Annotated in this window: 18 protein-coding genes and 1 riboswitch; of the genes, 11 read left to right on the top strand and 7 right to left on the bottom strand. The window is 65.2% G+C overall.

Annotated features, from left to right (window positions below; genetic code table 11):
• Window positions 1-11: 11 nt before the first annotated feature.
• Window positions 12-812, bottom strand: a complete 801-nt coding sequence (locus C5C17_RS07550; RefSeq protein WP_104252755.1) for an ABC transporter ATP-binding protein — start codon at window positions 810-812, stop codon at window positions 12-14.
• Between the two features lie 8 nt (window positions 813-820).
• A complete protein-coding gene (locus C5C17_RS07545) occupies window positions 821-1,855 on the bottom strand; it encodes an ABC transporter substrate-binding protein (protein ID WP_181028515.1) in 1,035 nt (344 codons plus the stop codon).
• A 226-nt stretch (window positions 1,856-2,081) separates the two neighbouring features.
• On the opposite strand from C5C17_RS07545, the gene C5C17_RS07540 reads away from it, so the two are divergent.
• The gene (locus C5C17_RS07540) at window positions 2,082-2,573 is read left to right on the top strand and encodes a histidine phosphatase family protein (protein ID WP_104252753.1); all 492 of its coding nucleotides are present in this window, start codon (window positions 2,082-2,084) and stop codon (window positions 2,571-2,573) included.
• A 97-nt stretch (window positions 2,574-2,670) separates the two neighbouring features.
• On the opposite strand, the gene C5C17_RS07535 is transcribed toward C5C17_RS07540, so the two are convergent.
• Window positions 2,671-3,855 (bottom strand): cation:proton antiporter, encoded by a 1,185-nt coding sequence (locus C5C17_RS07535; RefSeq protein ID WP_258066062.1) that lies wholly within the window; start codon window positions 3,853-3,855, stop codon window positions 2,671-2,673.
• A gap of 129 nt (window positions 3,856-3,984) precedes the next feature.
• Between C5C17_RS07535 and C5C17_RS07530 the strand changes: the two genes are divergently transcribed.
• The 6 genes from C5C17_RS07530 to C5C17_RS07500 all read left to right on the top strand — a co-directional run bounded on the left by C5C17_RS07530 (window position 3,985) and on the right by C5C17_RS07500 (window position 8,382).
• Complete coding sequence (locus tag C5C17_RS07530) at window positions 3,985-4,716, top strand: alpha/beta hydrolase (RefSeq protein ID WP_104252751.1); 732 nt, start codon at window positions 3,985-3,987, stop codon at window positions 4,714-4,716.
• Window positions 4,717-4,836: 120 nt separating this feature from the next.
• A complete protein-coding gene (locus tag C5C17_RS07525) occupies window positions 4,837-5,403 on the top strand; it encodes a hypothetical protein (protein WP_146079107.1) in 567 nt (188 codons plus the stop codon).
• A gap of 66 nt (window positions 5,404-5,469) precedes the next feature.
• Window positions 5,470-6,033, top strand: coding sequence for a hypothetical protein (locus tag C5C17_RS18350; RefSeq protein ID WP_146079106.1), 564 nt, complete (start codon window positions 5,470-5,472; stop codon window positions 6,031-6,033).
• Window positions 6,034-6,177: 144 nt separating this feature from the next.
• Window positions 6,178-7,584 (top strand): NAD(P)-binding domain-containing protein, encoded by a 1,407-nt coding sequence (locus tag C5C17_RS07510; protein ID WP_104252747.1) that lies wholly within the window; start codon window positions 6,178-6,180, stop codon window positions 7,582-7,584.
• Between the two features lie 20 nt (window positions 7,585-7,604).
• Window positions 7,605-7,964, top strand: a complete 360-nt coding sequence (locus C5C17_RS07505; RefSeq protein WP_104252746.1) for a hypothetical protein — start codon at window positions 7,605-7,607, stop codon at window positions 7,962-7,964.
• A 58-nt stretch (window positions 7,965-8,022) separates the two neighbouring features.
• Window positions 8,023-8,382, top strand: a complete 360-nt coding sequence (locus C5C17_RS07500) for a helix-turn-helix transcriptional regulator (protein WP_104252745.1) — start codon at window positions 8,023-8,025, stop codon at window positions 8,380-8,382.
• On the opposite strand, the gene C5C17_RS07495 is transcribed toward C5C17_RS07500, so the two are convergent.
• Window positions 8,300-8,743, bottom strand: coding sequence for a hypothetical protein (locus tag C5C17_RS07495; RefSeq protein WP_104252744.1), 444 nt, complete (start codon window positions 8,741-8,743; stop codon window positions 8,300-8,302). The two genes, C5C17_RS07500 and C5C17_RS07495, sit on opposite strands and share 83 nt — an antisense overlap.
• Before the next feature lie 171 nt (window positions 8,744-8,914).
• On the bottom strand, window positions 8,915-9,598 hold the full coding sequence (locus C5C17_RS07490; RefSeq protein WP_104252743.1) for a hypothetical protein: 684 nt from the start codon (window positions 9,596-9,598) through the stop codon (window positions 8,915-8,917).
• An 80-nt stretch (window positions 9,599-9,678) separates the two neighbouring features.
• Window positions 9,679-9,793: riboswitch (SAM riboswitch) on the bottom strand.
• A gap of 223 nt (window positions 9,794-10,016) precedes the next feature.
• On the opposite strand from C5C17_RS07490, the gene C5C17_RS07485 reads away from it, so the two are divergent.
• A complete protein-coding gene (locus C5C17_RS07485; protein ID WP_219820486.1) occupies window positions 10,017-10,637 on the top strand; it encodes an excalibur calcium-binding domain-containing protein in 621 nt (206 codons plus the stop codon).
• A 33-nt stretch (window positions 10,638-10,670) separates the two neighbouring features.
• Complete coding sequence (locus C5C17_RS07480) at window positions 10,671-11,081, top strand: (deoxy)nucleoside triphosphate pyrophosphohydrolase (protein ID WP_104252742.1); 411 nt, start codon at window positions 10,671-10,673, stop codon at window positions 11,079-11,081.
• Between the two features lie 18 nt (window positions 11,082-11,099).
• Here C5C17_RS07480 and C5C17_RS07475 read toward each other — a convergent pair whose 3' ends face one another.
• Complete coding sequence (locus tag C5C17_RS07475) at window positions 11,100-12,002, bottom strand: hypothetical protein (protein ID WP_146079105.1); 903 nt, start codon at window positions 12,000-12,002, stop codon at window positions 11,100-11,102.
• Between the two features lie 140 nt (window positions 12,003-12,142).
• Here C5C17_RS07475 and C5C17_RS07470 point away from each other — a divergent pair, with 140 nt between their 5' ends.
• Both C5C17_RS07470 and C5C17_RS07465 read left to right on the top strand, forming a co-directional pair.
• Window positions 12,143-13,468: a sensor histidine kinase gene (locus C5C17_RS07470; RefSeq protein WP_146079104.1), complete on the top strand. Its 1,326-nt coding sequence runs from the start codon at window positions 12,143-12,145 to the stop codon at window positions 13,466-13,468.
• Window positions 13,465-14,154: a response regulator transcription factor gene (locus C5C17_RS07465; protein ID WP_104252739.1), complete on the top strand. Its 690-nt coding sequence runs from the start codon at window positions 13,465-13,467 to the stop codon at window positions 14,152-14,154. Before C5C17_RS07470 ends, C5C17_RS07465 begins: the two co-directional genes overlap by 4 nt.
• Window positions 14,155-14,194: 40 nt before the next feature.
• On the opposite strand, the gene C5C17_RS07460 is transcribed toward C5C17_RS07465, so the two are convergent.
• Window positions 14,195-15,034 carry a carbohydrate ABC transporter permease gene (locus C5C17_RS07460; protein WP_104252738.1) on the bottom strand — a complete coding sequence of 280 codons (840 nt, stop codon included), beginning with the start codon at window positions 15,032-15,034 and terminating at the stop codon, window positions 14,195-14,197.
• Window positions 15,035-15,038 lie beyond the last annotated feature (4 nt).

Genomic DNA, 15,038 nt, shown 5'->3' with positions numbered 1-15,038 from the left:
TGACGACCATGTTAATTTGCACCTCTCGACGCGGGGACGTTCCCGAAGACGCCAAGCGATTCGAAGATCGCCGTGGTTTCGGCGACCTTCTCCAGGAAGGCAGGTTCGAGTCTGTGGTGGAGGACTCGGGGTTTGGAGGTCTCTATGCGGACTTCCGCGGCGACCTTTCCCGGCCGCGCAGACATGACGTAGATGCGGTCAGACAGGAACACAGCCTCTGGGATCGAGTGCGTGACGAACACGATCGTCGTTCCAGCCTTTTCGGCGAGTGCAGACAGGTCCATGGAGATCTGATCTCGGGTCATGGCATCCAGCGCAGCAAACGGCTCATCCATCAGGAGGAGTCGAGGTGCGTGGAGCAGACCTCTGCAGATGCCGACCCTTTGCTTCATCCCACCGGACAGCTGGTGCGGAAAGCTATCCCCGAAGTCAGCCAAACCGACCTGCTCAAGGAGTTCTCGCGCCCGGGCTTCGACGGCTGCGGAGCGGGTCTTGCGCACGTCCGCCTGCAGCAAAACGTTCTCGAGGACAGTTCTCCACGGCATGAGGAGGTCGGTCTGGAAAACGATGCCAAGCTCGGGGTGGGGCGCGGTGACGTCCTCTCCGTCGATCTGGAGTCGCCCCGACGAGGGCGCTTCGAGCCCGCCGATCAGGCGCAGCAAGGTGGTCTTGCCGCAGCCGCTCGGACCGAGGAGCGAGACGAACTCACCGGGGGCGACGTGCAAGGTGACGTCGTCAAGCGCGACGACGTCCCCTTTTCGGGTTCGGTATGTCTTGGTGACGTGCTCGCTCGTGATCTCGATGGGTCTCATGGCGCAACTCAGCTCGCGGGGAGGTAGTCGTTTGTGAACATGGAGTCGGGCGCCCGGTCGCCTGTTGCGTCGCCGTGCTCCTTAAGGATCGAAACGGTGGACTCCCATTCGCCTGGGACGTTGCTCCCCCACTCGGCGTCGTCGGTGGGCGTCACGAGCGGGAGCCAGAGGTCGAGCTGCGACTCGCAGTCGTCCTGCAGCAACGCACCGTCAGCCTTCGCAACCAAGGTCTCGCATGCGGCGGCCGGATCGTCGATTGTGATCTGCAGCGCTTCCCGGTAGGCGTCGAGGAACTTCGTGATCGACTCGGGGTTGGATTCGATGTACCCGTCGCTGGACACAAAACCGTGGTCAAGCATCTCGAGCCCAAGCTCCGAGTAAGAGAGGCCGCTTGCTTCCTGGCCCTGCGCTCTGGCGTTGCTCACTGAGAAGTAGACCTGGCCGCTGATGGCGTCTACCTCGCCGGTCATAAGGGCCGCGAATTTGCCGTTCGCGGGAAGATTGACGATCTGCACCTCGTCTTCGGAGATGCCGTTGGCGCTCAGGAACGCGCCAACCAGCGTCGAGTCGGAGCCGCCCGGTGTCGATCCGATGCGCATCCCTCTCACATCGTCCGCAGACTCGAGGGGGGTTCCCTCGAGAACGGTCAGGCCGCTGGCATTGCTCGCCTGAACTTTGGCGACTGACGTGACCGGGACGCCCTGCAACATCGACGCCGCGGCGGTCGAGAGATCAGCCCACGCAATGTCAGTCTTGTTTGTTCCGACTTCGATGAGAGCATCCCCGGAACCGCCCGGGAGTGTCTCGGTCACGTTCAGACCGTGAGCCTCGTAGATGCCTTGCTCTTCGGCGACGGCGAAAGGGGCGTGGTAGGCAACGTACGTGCTCCAGTCGAGGGAAAGGCGCAGATCCTCCATCGCACCTGCGTCGGTACTCGTACTGGCGGGGGCACCGCCGGAGCAGGCTGCAAGTAGCCCGCCACTGGCGATGAGGGCGGTCGCGATCATCAGACGACGACCATTGGTGGGTGTCTCGGTGCGCATTGGAGCTCCTTGGGTTGGGGGAACATGCAGCAAATGTAAACGTGTACATAACCTAGCCATCCACCCGCGGGGCAGTCAAGGAATCAAGGTGAGCGAATGTAAAGGTTTACATAACTGAAACGAGTTCAAGCAACGCCACACGCGTCCAGATGTTGCGCCAGGAAGAAAGCGCGTCGACGCGGTCAGCCTTCTCCGCGTTGCTTGCTCCCTTCCCTAGGCTGGCCCCATGCCCCGCACTCTGATCCTGCTCCGTCATGCCAAAGCCGAGCATCCGATGACGATCGACGACCGCCAGCGCTCGCTTGCTGACCGTGGCGTGCGGGAGGCCGCGGAGGCCGGCGACTGGCTGCGCGAGAACGCGCCCAAGGTCGATAAGGTGCTGTGCTCCCCCGCCGCGCGCACGCGGCAAACGCTGGAGACTGCTGAGATCCTGGCGCCGGCCGAGTTCCCGAGTGCCCTGTACATGGGTGGCGAGGACGACTACCTCGAGCAGGTCAAGGAGACGGACGCCGAGGTGCAGACGCTGCTGGTCATCGGACACGAGCCGACCGTGTCGGGCACGGCGATCGCGTTGGCCGCCGACAAGGAGTCGGACCTGGCGCGGGAGATCCGCCACGGCTACCCGACGTCAGGGATCACCGTGCTGACGTTCCACGGCGAATGGGATGCCCTGCGCTGGAATTCGGCGAACATCACGGCGTTCCACGCACCCCACTAGGCCCGTCTCGGGCGGGGGCTCGCATCCACACGACGAACGCGGGTTCGTTCGCCACCGGAGCGTCATCTTCCGTGCGGATGCCCGGACCCGCGTTGGGTCAGGTGGAAGCGCGCGATGTTCGCCGTGCGTCAGCGGGGCGCAGGGCCATGCCGACGAGTGGGAACAGCAGCACTGAGAGCATTCCGGCGCCCACGAGCGACGAGGCGAGGGCGGGGTCGAGGACCTTCTCGTCGACGCCGATGGCGGTCACCGCCACGATGATCGGGAGCGCCGTCGCACTGAGGAGCCCGAGGCTCGCCCGCTCGCTCGGCGCCGCGCCCTTCGGCGCGACCAGCTGCGCGGGAACACCTCTGATGACCAGCAGCAGCACGAGGAACACGGGGAGGAGGATGAGCGCCTGCGTGCTGCCGAGCAGCGCGTCGAGGTTGAAGGTGACGCCCGTGTAGATGAAGAAGAGCGGCACGAGGAAGCCGAACGCGATCGCTTCGATCTTGCTCTCGACCTGCTCCAGGTCTTCCTCGGGCGCGCTGCGCATCACGATCTGCCACATGACGCCCGCGGCGAAGGCGCCGAGGAGGATGTCGAGGTCGAGGAGCGCGCTGAGGGCGACGAGGCTGGCGAGCGTGAAGATGACGACTCGCACGGCGAACTGACCGGACGTGTGGAGGCTGGCGCTGACGAGCCTGTGCAGGTGCCCGTGCTGCATGCGGATGGCGACGAGGATGGCGGCGCCCGTGATGACGACGAACAGCGTCAGTACCAGCACCGAGATGCCGGGCGAGCGGGTGCCGAGGAAGACGGAGATCGCGACCAGGGGCCCGAATTCGCCGACCGCGCCCATCGCCGTCGTCGCCTTCCCGAACGGCGATCCGAGCTCTCCGGCATCGCGGAGGATGGGGATGAGCGCGCCGAGCGCCGTGGAGCTGAGGGCGATCGCGATGATCACGGCTGCTTCGCCCGGCGCGATGAGGAACCCCGCTGCGAGCCCCATGGCGAGACTCCCCACCCAGGCGAGTGAGGCCCTGCCGAGGAGTCCGCTGCCGAGACTGCGGAAGCGGATCTCGTTGCCGGCGACGAAGAACAGCGCGGCGAGCCCGAACTCGGAGAGCCAGTCGAGCAGGTCCGACTTGTCGACCCAGCCGAGGATGCTCGGCCCGACGGCGATGCCGAGCAGCAGTTCGAACACGACGATGGGCACCTTGACCCAGGCGGAGATGCTGCGCGCGAAGAATGGAGCCAGCACTGCGAGGGCCGGGATGAGGAAGACCCCGGGTTCCGACACGCGCTCAGCGTAACAGCGCAGCGGGAGGCGACCGGAGGGTCGCCCGAGGCGTCGTTGCGCGTCGGACGCGTAGCGTGGGATCGGACGGCGCGCGCTCATCCATCTCCACGACCCGCTGGGAAGGACCCCATGAAGCTGCACACGATCACCACCGGCGACGGCCCGAAGAAGGTCGCGTTGGTGCACGGCATCGGTGCGAGCGCCGAGCTGTGGGGGTCGCTCGCCGAGCGGATCGCGGCGTCTGGCGAGTTCACGGCGATCGCCGTCGACCTGCGCGGCCACGGGGAGAGCCCTCGGGCTCAGAGCTACCGTCTCGGCGAGTTCGTCGACGACCTCATCGAGACTCTGCCTGGCGACCTGCACAGCGCAGTGGGTCATTCGCTCGGTGGCGCACTGCTCGTGCGCGCCGTGCCCCGCCTGCTCCCGCAGCGGGCGATCTACCTCGACCCTGGCTTCAAGCTCGGGCTGCCGAGCGAGGGCGCGGGTGCTCGCGTCTTCTGGGCGCTGTCCGGGGTGACGCTGCCGCTCGTGATGCTGGCCAGCGCCGCGACGGGCACCGGCGACAGCAAGCGCTACTCGGAGGCGACGCGTGTGCTGGACAAGCGCGCGAAGCGGCGCTTCGACAAGAAGATGACGGTCGGGATCTTCGACCAGATCACCCACGCTCCCACCGCCTCGGCGGCCCCGGTCGTGCCGTCGACGCTGGTGCTCTCGGCGGAGGGCAAGGCGGTCGTCCCTGCGCCGATCCCGGCCGAGCTCGAGGCGCTGGGGTGGGATGTGCGTCAGCTGCCGCAGGTCGGGCATCCGTTCTGGCTGCACGACGCGGATGCTACGTTCGGCGCGATTCGCGACGTGCTCTGAGGCACGACCGGCACGGTCCGCACGACGACGGATGCGCGCGGGCACTTCTCCCCGGAGCGAACTCGGAGTTACTGCGTGCCGCTCCCCTAGGCTGAGCGGCACGTCGATGAAGGGGTGCGCATGCTGTCCGTCGAGTTCCCGAGAGATGTCATCTTCACTGCGGCCATTTTCGGTTTCGCGACGTTCCTCTGGGCCGGGTGGGCGCAGGAGCGTCCGCGGCATTGGGCGTGGCGCATCGTGTTCGGCGTCTTGAGCCTCGCTGGCGTGGCTCTCGTCGGCATCACCCTGCCGACGGCGATCCGGAACTGGTCGAGTGCGACGGCACTGCAGGTGAATTCGGTGCCGTTCATGATCTACATCGTGATGGTGGCCCTCGAGGTGGTCGGCGGTCTGATCGCGGCGTTCATCCTGCTGCGGCGCAGGAAGGGCGAGCTGATGGCGCCCGTCATGCTGCTCATCGTCGGACTGCACTGGGTGCCGATGATCTGGGTGTTCGAGCAGCCGTTCCTCGCGCCCGTCTCGGTCTGGACGATCGGGGTGGCGATCGCGACGTTCTTCCTGCCGAGCGAGAAGCAGGCGCCGAGCTTCTGGTGCGGCATCCTGACGGCCCCGGTCTTCCTGATCACGGGCATCATCTTCGCGATCGTGGGTCTCAACGAGTTCGCGAGCATGACGTGCGCCTGCTGAGTCGGCGGTGATTGCGCGTTCACGGCGCCTCCTTCGTGCCCGGCCAGTGCTCTAGCATCGGCCGTCATGGAGTTTCTTCCGCTTTTCGCGCTGGCCGCGCTCTTCGCCGCCGCCGGCGTGTGGCAGGCCGGATGGCCCGCATCCGCCGCTTCGACGGGGCAGCGGTGGATGTTCCGCGACCGCGAGCCGAATTGGAGCGACGCGTGCCTCGGCTACATCCGGTTCGGTGGCGTGGTGCTGTGCGTGCTGGCGATCGTCGCGACGGGCATGGCGTTCACGTTCACGTTCCGGGCGACGCTCGCCGAGCGGTGCGAGTCGGAGCTGAAGCCTGCGCTGGATGCGACGCGGAGCGACGTGGGTTGGACTGCGTCGTCGATGGAGGCGTTCGCCGCCGAGCACGATCTGGATCTGCAGACGGGCACCACGAAGGTGGATCTGCCGGAGCTGCCCGACTTCGGGGCGGTGTACGGGCTGGACACTGAGGCGCCTTCGAAGCCGACGCCGCTGCTCACGACGACGTATACGTTCTCGACGATGGGGACGGCGGTCGTGTCGGCGTCGGTGCAGACGGGCGGATACGAGTCGTCGCTGCCGGAGCTGGAGGCGGACTCGGCGGTCTGCATGCCGTGAGCCGCGCATCCGGTGCCTCTCCCTCAGCGAGGTGCGCCGGTTCGACCCGCTTTATCGCGCGAATCGAGCGACTTGTTAACCTGGTGGTCAGTACTTCGTCATACGTAACTCGACCAGACATACAGAACCAGGGAACAACAGAACATGAGAATTGCGATCATCGGTGCGGGCCCGAGCGGCATGGCACAGCTTCGGGCGTTCGAGTCGGCGGCTGAGCAGGGGCGGAAGATCCCTGAGATCGTCTGCTTCGAGAAGCAGGCTGATTGGGGCGGCCAGTGGAACTACACGTGGATGACGGGCCTCGATGAGCACGGCGAGCCTGTCCATTCGAGCATGTATCGCAATCTCTGGTCGAACGGGCCGAAGGAGGCTCTCGAGTTCGCTGACTACAGCTTCGATGAGCACTTCGGTCGACCAATCTCGTCGTATCCCCCGCGCCCCGCGCTGTGGGATTACATCTCGGGCCGCGTCGAGCGGGCGGGTGTCCGCAAGCACGTGCGCTTCAGCACGGTGGTGCGCTGGGTGGACTTCGATGAGGCGACGCAGCAGTTCACGCTGGTGAGCGAGGACCTGGAGTCGAAGACGACGAGCCGTGAGGTGTTCGACCGCGTCATCGTCGGGTCTGGGCACTTCTCGTTCCCGAAGATGCCGTCGTTCAAGGGCCTCGAGACGTTCCCAGGCCAGGTGAGCCACGCCCACGAGTTCCGTGGTGCGGAGAACCTGCGTGGCAAGGATGTGCTGGTGATCGGGTCGAGCTATTCGGCGGAGGACATCGGCAGCCAGGCGCACAAGATGGGTGCGCGCTCGGTGACGGCGAGCTACCGGACGGCGCCGATGGGCTACGACTGGCCGCTGGGCTTCGAGGAGCGGCCGCTGGTGACGAAATTCGACGGTTCGACGGCCCACTTCGCGGATGGCACGGAGAAGGACTTCGACGCGGTCGTGCTGTGCACGGGGTATCTGCACAAGTACCCGTTCCTGCCGAGCGAGCTGGCGCTCGACTCCCCCAACAACGTGTATCCGGAGGGCCTCTACAAGGGGGTCGTGTGGGAGCAGAACCCTCATCTCTTCTACCTGGGCGCGCAGGACCAGTGGTTCACGTTCAACATGTTCGACGCGCAGGCGTGGTTCGTGCGCGACGTCATCCTGGGCGATGTAGTGCTGCCTGGAGTGGACGCGCGGCAGGCCGACATCGACGCGTGGCTCGAGCGTTTCCACGCGATCGGTGGGGCTGCGGATGAGATCCGCTTCCAGGCCGACTACGTGCGCGATCTGATCGAGGCGACCGACTACCCGATGTTCGATCTGGACGAGGTCGTGGCGATCTTCCTCGAGTGGAAGCACGACAAGGCGGAGGACATCATGGGGTACCGCGATCGCGCGTACCGGTCCGTCATGACGGGCACGATCGCATCCACGCACCACACGAAGTGGGTGGATGAGCTCGATGACAGCCTCGCTCGGTACCTCGCACCGCTGCCGGCTGCTGGTGCTGCTTCTGGCTCTGCCGCTGGCGCGGCGGCGGATGCTGCTGGCGCGCCTGCCCTCTAGCCTGGCTTTAGGCTGTCGGGATGAAGCTCAGCCGACATGACGCCGCGATCCGTCTCGACATTCCGCTCGAGATGGCGAAGCGGAACGGCCTTCCCCCGTATATCGCCGAGGAGGCGTTGGCGGAGCTGGACGCGAATCCGCCGGCGTGGCTCGCTCAGTCGCGCGCGAACCGCACGGGCAAGCGTCCTGTGTGGGCGACGTTGACGTGCGAGGTGTGCGGGACGGTCGAGAAGGTGCGGCCAAAGAAGTGGTGGCCGGAGTTCACGTATATGTCGTGCGACAACCATGATCTCGACGAGCTGCCGGAGCCTGCCCCCGGAACGACGCGCGAGTTCTCGTACGGCATCGGAACTCGCTTCACGGGCGTCGTGGACGCGTAGGCGTATCTGGTTTTTCAGATAGGCGACTCCTAGCTGAATATTCAGATAGGAGTTCGTCATGACAGCACGCGCGCGGCTCACTGCACCCGCCGACTTCGGCTTGGCCGTGCAGCAGGCGCGCCTCGAGGCCGGCCTCAGCCAGGCTGAGCTCGCCGAGCGCCTGCAGGTGTCGCAGAGCGCGGTGAGCGAGATCGAGAGCGGGAAGACGACGATCCATCTGCGGCGCCTCTTCGACCTGATGCACGAGTTGGATATCGAGTTGTCTGCGCTGGGAGCAGCGGGCCGACGAGTCGACGGGGCCGCGCTGATGCGCTTGGCGTCCAGCGCCGAGCGGACTACGACTCGCTGTTGGCCGGCCGCCACCCGCCGTCGGCGGAGAGCATGTGCAGCTCTCGGCCGATGGAGGCGTACTGCGTGAACTTGGTCGCCGACATGTCGTTCCAGATGGACCCGATGATGCGGTCATCCGCCGTGTAGTTGGCGATGAGCTCCAGGAAGAACGTGTCGTGCTGGATGAAGTCGTCGTGGAAGTCGGAGGCCAACCAGAACCGCTCGGTGTCTGCGGTCAGGCCGGCAGCCAGGCCGCAGGGTACGCCGGTGAACCAGTCACGCTCGGGCAAGTATTCGGCCCATTGGTAGTGCGGTGCGCCGGCAGCCAGGTCGGGGCCGCGGCCTGCAGCCGGGTCCTTGGAGACGACCGCTTGCAGGTACTCGGTCACCCAGGAGGGCCGCTCTCTGCGGAGTTGGGTCTGGATGGTCACCGAGATCGCATAGCTCACGCGACCAGCATACTGAGCGGGGTTTTCGGCTGGGTCTTCGCTGGTCCAAGGATCAGGCGCCGTGGTCTCGATACCCGCCGGAGAACGGCTAGAGGGGCGGGGACCCTTCTCTCGAAACCGTTGAACGGTGTTCACGGCAAACGGTGCAATGGCTTCGAGAGGCTGGTCGCCCTAAGCCCGCGTGTTGGGCTTCCTGCTCAGGTGCTCGAGGTTCCGGTCGCGCAGCCTGCCGTCGCCTCGCGGCCCTTCGTCGCGGAAGGCGCGACGCTCGCGTTTTCGGGCGACGCAGGTCGCGCATCCGCTTGGGGTCTCCCCCGCTCTGGTCAGCCAGTGGCCGACTGCGTTGGCGAAGTCGCCATTCTCGTAGGCATCGGGAATCGCTTTCCAGTCACCGGGGCGGAGGTGTCCTGCCCGGTAGCCGATCCGGCCCTGCTCAAAGCCGGCCCGTTTGAGTGCTTTCTTCGGCGAGGGGCTGTTCGGATCCTTCTCGTGCGCGTCGAGTCGGAGTCGAGCTCTGCTCTGCGCCGTGACGTTGAGCAGCAGGAACAGCATGGGTGAGAAGCCGAGCTGGTGCCAACGCCCTGCGTATTCCTGCCAGTCGGGCTTGGTTTCGAGCTGACCCTTGCGGAACATGCCGGACAGGAACGCCATGGCGAAGGTCGGGGTGGCGTGCGAGTGAGGCGGCAAGCGCAGCACGGCGAGCAGCCACTCGCGGCGCAGTTCGTGGGGCAGTTCTCGGAACGCGGCGAGGGCGTCCGGGTCGAGTTCCGCATCCCAATCGTGCTTCGCTTGGATCAGGGAGACGCCGCTCTGGTTGTGGCCGGTGTCGTCGGTTAGGGCGGGGGTTTCGGGCATGGGTGCGCTCCTCACGGGTACGCCACGGGACCAGCGGATGCGCGGCGCGGGGTTCACCGCGCTCGGCACCGCTTGGTGCGTGAACTGACTTGTCGCACACCGGACGGTGTCGACCCGTTCTTCCCCTGGGGCACCCCACTCAGGTGGAGGGTTGCCGTGCAGCTAGCCAGGTACTTGACGCTGCAACTCGTGAACGTGGGATGGAGGTTAGCACGCGGGGCTCCAGCGCTCACGCAGACGAAACGCCCGCCCGAGTTCCTTCGAGGCAATTGCCCTGTGTCTAGATTCCCCTGATCTCCGGGGAGGTTTATCGATTCAATCAGGCAGTTCTAGGCTTAACGGACCCCCAATCTCTGGAGACCTGATGTCCTTCTATCCCGCCCCGACGCAGCGCCCTCAATCAACCTGGCGTTCCCGCATGACGACCTTCTCCTGGGTTGTGGCCGGCGTCATGGTGCTACTCCTGCTCGTCGCTGCGATCAACGGGGGCGTCGGAACATTCCTGGCGCTTGCCGGCCTGATCGGATTCCTTACAGGGCTCTACGTCTTGATCACACGAAGAAGCAGCTGGGCGGGCCTTCCGCGCTCACGCAAGATTGGCGCCATCGTCCTTGGTGCGGGATTCGTCGTTAGCATCGTCGGCAGTTCGATTGGAGGAGCGCAGACTCCTCGTGACACACCAGTTGCCGAGCCTGCCCCGACAGTCACCGTGACTTCGACCGTCCAGGCGCCCACGGAGACCGTGTTCGTCACTGTCACCGCCGAGCCGGTTGTCGCTCCCGTCGCCGAAGCAGCCCCCGTTGCCGATCCGGCTCCGGTGGCAGAGCCGGAGGCGGACGCGGCGCAGAATGCCCCCGCTCCGCTCTATGCAGCACCAGAGGCCGCTCCCGCGGCCCCCGAGCCTGCGCCCGAGCAAAGCGTCTCCTTTGCCAACTGCACCGAAGCGCGGGCCGCAGGAGCCGCGCCCGTGTACGTGGGCGATCCAGGGTACGCCTCACACCTCGACCGCGATGGTGATGGCGTCGGTTGTGAAAACTGACCACTCGTTGGATCAGTAGGACACACTGTCTACGTGAAGTCCACACGCAAGCCACCGCTGATCGTTGTCGCTGGTGTCTTTCTGCGCGGTGACGAAGTCCTCGCTTGTCGACGCTCCCAGAACAAGAGCGCGGCCGGGCTCTGGGAGTTTCCGGGGGGAAAGGTGGAACTCGGGGAGGCGCCTGAAGCCGCACTCGTCCGTGAACTTCTCGAAGAACTGAAGATTCGCGTCCGTGTGTTGGAGTTGATCGATAGATCCGTTACGCGGCTCGATGACATGACCATCGATTTGAGCTGCTACCTGGTGGATGCGAGCGGAGTTGCTCCGATCGACAGCACCGATCATGATCTTCTCCGCTGGGTTCGACGCGCTGACCTCGCCGCCCTGGACTGGGCAGGCCCAGATCTGCCGGCAGTTGAGGCCCTGATGTCTCGCTGTCCGTAGTGCCCTGTCCCGTCCCGCTTACCAAGCACTCTCGCGGAACACGTTGCCATCTCTCGTATGAACTCGCACGTTGAGCCGCTGACAGAGGTCGTTGAGGTCGTCTTCGGTCCGTCCCGGAAGCAGAATCGCCGGCTTCGCATGAATGCCCACACGTCGTGCGTTGTTCGCGTAGTCGAGAGATTGCCCAATCGCCATTCGGACGTACGATCTCGCGGTTGACTTCTTCGCCTCGATGACTTCACCCGCCGTGCTGTCGTAGATGTCGGGGCGAATACGTGTGTTTCCTGCGGGCAACGACAAAGCGTGCACCACGTGGTTCTTCGACTTCAGCCAGTTGCCGAATGAAGCCTGCAAGTCGAACTCGACTCGGGACATTTCGATCTCGCGCGGTTGGAGGTCGATCGTGAACCCTCCGCTGTCAGGCTGGATCCAATCAGCGATCACGGGTTGAAGAAGCTGTGGCCCGTCGCGCACGACGAGCCGAGCAACATCCGCATCGACTGGCGCCAGCAGGAAGATGATGCCTCGGCGCATGGCACCGTCAACGTCAGGAATCTCTTTGTACTCGAACGGAGGATCAGCGAGCGTAAAGGCTCCCACGTATGTCGCGGCCACGCCTTGGACGGTGAAGAGTCTGATCAGTCGACCGTCCTTGACAGAAGAAATGAGCGCAGCATTCCCTCGGAGGAACTGTTGGTCTCCGCGGGTCCCCTCGCCGGTGTACGCGTATATTCCGTCAGTTCTCAGGCCTTCGTGGAGGTCGTAGCCGTACCGCTGGCCCTTATGCGGGTCCGTGAAGATGAGGATGTTGGGGTTTCCCCTCGGCGTTGAGATCCCCTGTTGCTGCTGCCCGCCTATGAGTTCATGCACTCGTCGACGACGAAGAGTTTCGCCAATCGGTATCGGCCACGTCGAATCCATGTTTTCAGACTAGTGAAGCACCGGGTGTCCACCTGGATGCGAGGCCCAGTACCCGCGTACGGGTGCGTGCGGGTCTCCGGGGTGACGCCCTTGCGTCCGTTCCCCACTAGCGTCGTCCTCGACGAAAGGCGTTGACGCTCATGGACATCACGATCGACCAGATGGTTCGACGGCTGCGGGAATCACGAAACCCCGCGCCGAGGGCGCTGACGCGGCTCGAGTGGATTCTGCTCGCCGTCGCGACCGCCGCACTCTTCGCCGTGTCCGTGTCGATCCTCGGCGCCGTCTACGGAGTACACGTCGGATTCGCGTTTGGAATCTCCGCCCTCAGCACCGCCGGCCTGCTCCTCGCGCCAGTACGACCGCGCCTCGCGATCCTCCTGCATTTCGCCGGAACAGCGCTCTTCCCGTTCCCCTACGCGATCTACGCCGAGGCTTGGCCGCTCCCGGTGCCCCAGCTCATCTCTCTCAGCCTCCTCCTCGCCATCATCGCGCTCCGCGAGACACTGACACTTTCGATCGCCGCCTGGCTCCTCAACCTCGCCGCGCCGGCACTCGCCCTCATCCTCCTGGGGTTCGCCGCCATGCAGGTCGGCGGCAACGTCATCCCGGAATCGTCGAGCCTCATCGCCATCACGATCTACACGGGCCTGATCGTCGCTGCCGGTTACAACCTCAGCCGCCGAAACTGGTCAAAGCGCGAGCTCGTGCAAGCAAAGCGCACCGTTGAAATCGAGCAAGAACGTCGCATGGGGGCCGAAGAGCGCTCCCGCATCGCGCGCGAAATGCACGACGTCGTCGCCCACAGCATGAGCATCGTCCACATGCAGGCCAGTTCCGCCCCCTTCCGCGTCCCGAACCTCAGCGACGAGGCCAAAGTCGAGTTCGAATCCATAGCCGGATCCGCCCGCGCCGCGCTCAAGGAGATGCGGACCCTCCTCGGCGTCCTGCGCCTCGACGAAGACACGGCGCTCGCCCCGCAGCCGCACCTCAGCGACCTGCAAGCGCTTGTCGACGGCAGCGCCAATGGCGGCATCGAAGCCGCACTCCACCTCGACACCGACCGCGACCCGAGCACTCTCCCCGACACCGTACAGCTCACGGCCTACCGCGTCGTTCAAGAAGCGCTCAGCAACGTCATCCGCCACGCGCCCGGCACCAACGCGGAGGTGTCCGTCATGCTCCTCGGCCCCGAGCTCACCGTGCGGGTGACGAACAGCGCACCACCCGCATCCACTGAAGCTATAGACGGGGCGGAGTCAGACTCCAACGGCTCGGGTAGCGACCTGGCGTTGGGCGGTATGGGCATACTCGGGATGCGCGAACGCGTCACCACTCTCGGCGGGCACCTCACCGCGCGCCCGCAGTCGTTCGGCGGCTATGTCGTCGAAGCGCGTCTCCCCGTCGCCGAAGCCGCCCAAGCACCCGAACCCACGCAGTCAGCACCCGAATCGGAGCACGCATGACCCGCATCCTGATCGTCGACGACCAGCCCATGTATCGCATCGGGCTCGCCGCGATTCTCGGTGCCCAACAGGACCTCACCATCGTCGGCGAAGCGGGCGACGGTCAGGAAGCCATCGCTCGAGCCCGCAGTCTCCAACCCGACGTCGTGCTCATGGACGTCCGCATGCCGAATCTCAACGGCATCGAGGCGACCCGCGCCATCGCCGCAGCCGCCAACGGTGGCGGCCACCCCACCCGCGTCGTAATGCTCACCACGTTCGACATCGACGACTACGTCTTCGACGCCCTCCGCGCCGGCGCCAGCGGGTTCCTCCTCAAAGATGCGACACCGCAGGAGCTCGTGGATGCGGTGCGCACCGTCGCAGGCGGCGACGCACTCCTCGCCCCGAAAGTTACGCGCACCCTCATCGGAGCTTTCGCGCAAGCCCCCGCGAGGCGCAGCGTCTCCCCCACCCGATTCAACGAGCTCACCGAACGAGAACGCGAGGTGTTCGAACTCGTCGCAAAGGGATACTCCAACTCGGAGATCTCGAAGACGCTCTTCATCGCCGAGCAGACCACGAAGTCTCACGTCAGCCGCATCATGGCGAAACTGCACCTCCGCGACCGCGTCCATGCGGTCGTGCTCGGCTACGAATCCGGGCTCATTACGCCGGGCGAAGCTCGCGAGCCCGAGACGCGCTGAGGGTCTTTCAGTAGCCGGAGCGACGTCGCCCGCGTCGCACTTACCCCTTGACCGCTCCGGCTGTCATGCCCTTCGCCAGGAACGGCTCCAGGAAGAGGAAGAGGACAACCATCGGGATCGTCGACAGGAGGCCAGTCGCCATCAGGCCGGACCAGTCGACGCTGAACTCCCCGATGAACGACGCAATGCCGACCGTGATGGTCCACCCGTCCGGGTTCGACATCAGCGTCCTCGCAAACAGGAAGTCTCCCCAAGTCAAAATCGCCGCGTAGGTGAACGTCGCAGCGATACCGGGAAGAAGGATCGGCAAAACAACGAGCCGGAGCGCTTCGAGCCGCGAGCACCCGTCGATCATCGCGGCCTGCTCAATCTCCACAGGCACCGAATCGATGAAGCCCTTCATGAGCCACGTTGTGAAGGGAACTGTCGCCGCGATGTTCACCAGAATCACCGACCACAGGTTATTGATCAGATGCGAGGTAGCGAACACCATGAACAGCGGGATGATGAGCAGAGTGCCCGGGAGCACGCGGCTCACGAGGAGGCTGAAGCCCATAGCCTGCTGTCCGCGCGTGCGGAAACGCGACAAGCTGTAGCCGCCGAGCGTACTCACTAGCGTCGAAATGACGGCTGCCCCGAAGGTCGAAAGTGCTGAGTTACCGAGCCAGGTCAGGATCGGGCGGCCGGTGATGACCTCCCCGTATGCATCGAATGAGACATCCCCGAGCGCGGGAAACAGCGGCGGGTTCTCGGTGAGCAGGGTGCGCGAGGGCACGAGGGACGTCATCACCATCCAGTAGATGGGAAAAAGAAGGATGCCGCTTGCGAGCAGTGCGATGGCAAGGAGCCCGTACCGCTGCGGACGTGAAAGCTGACGCATGGCC

Source organism: Pseudoclavibacter sp. RFBA6 (assembly GCF_002931575.1).
GTDB lineage: Bacteria > Actinomycetota > Actinomycetes > Actinomycetales > Microbacteriaceae > Pseudoclavibacter > Pseudoclavibacter terrae.
The sequence above is the reverse complement of the archived record's forward strand: the minus strand, read 5'-3'. Positions and strand labels throughout refer to the sequence as shown.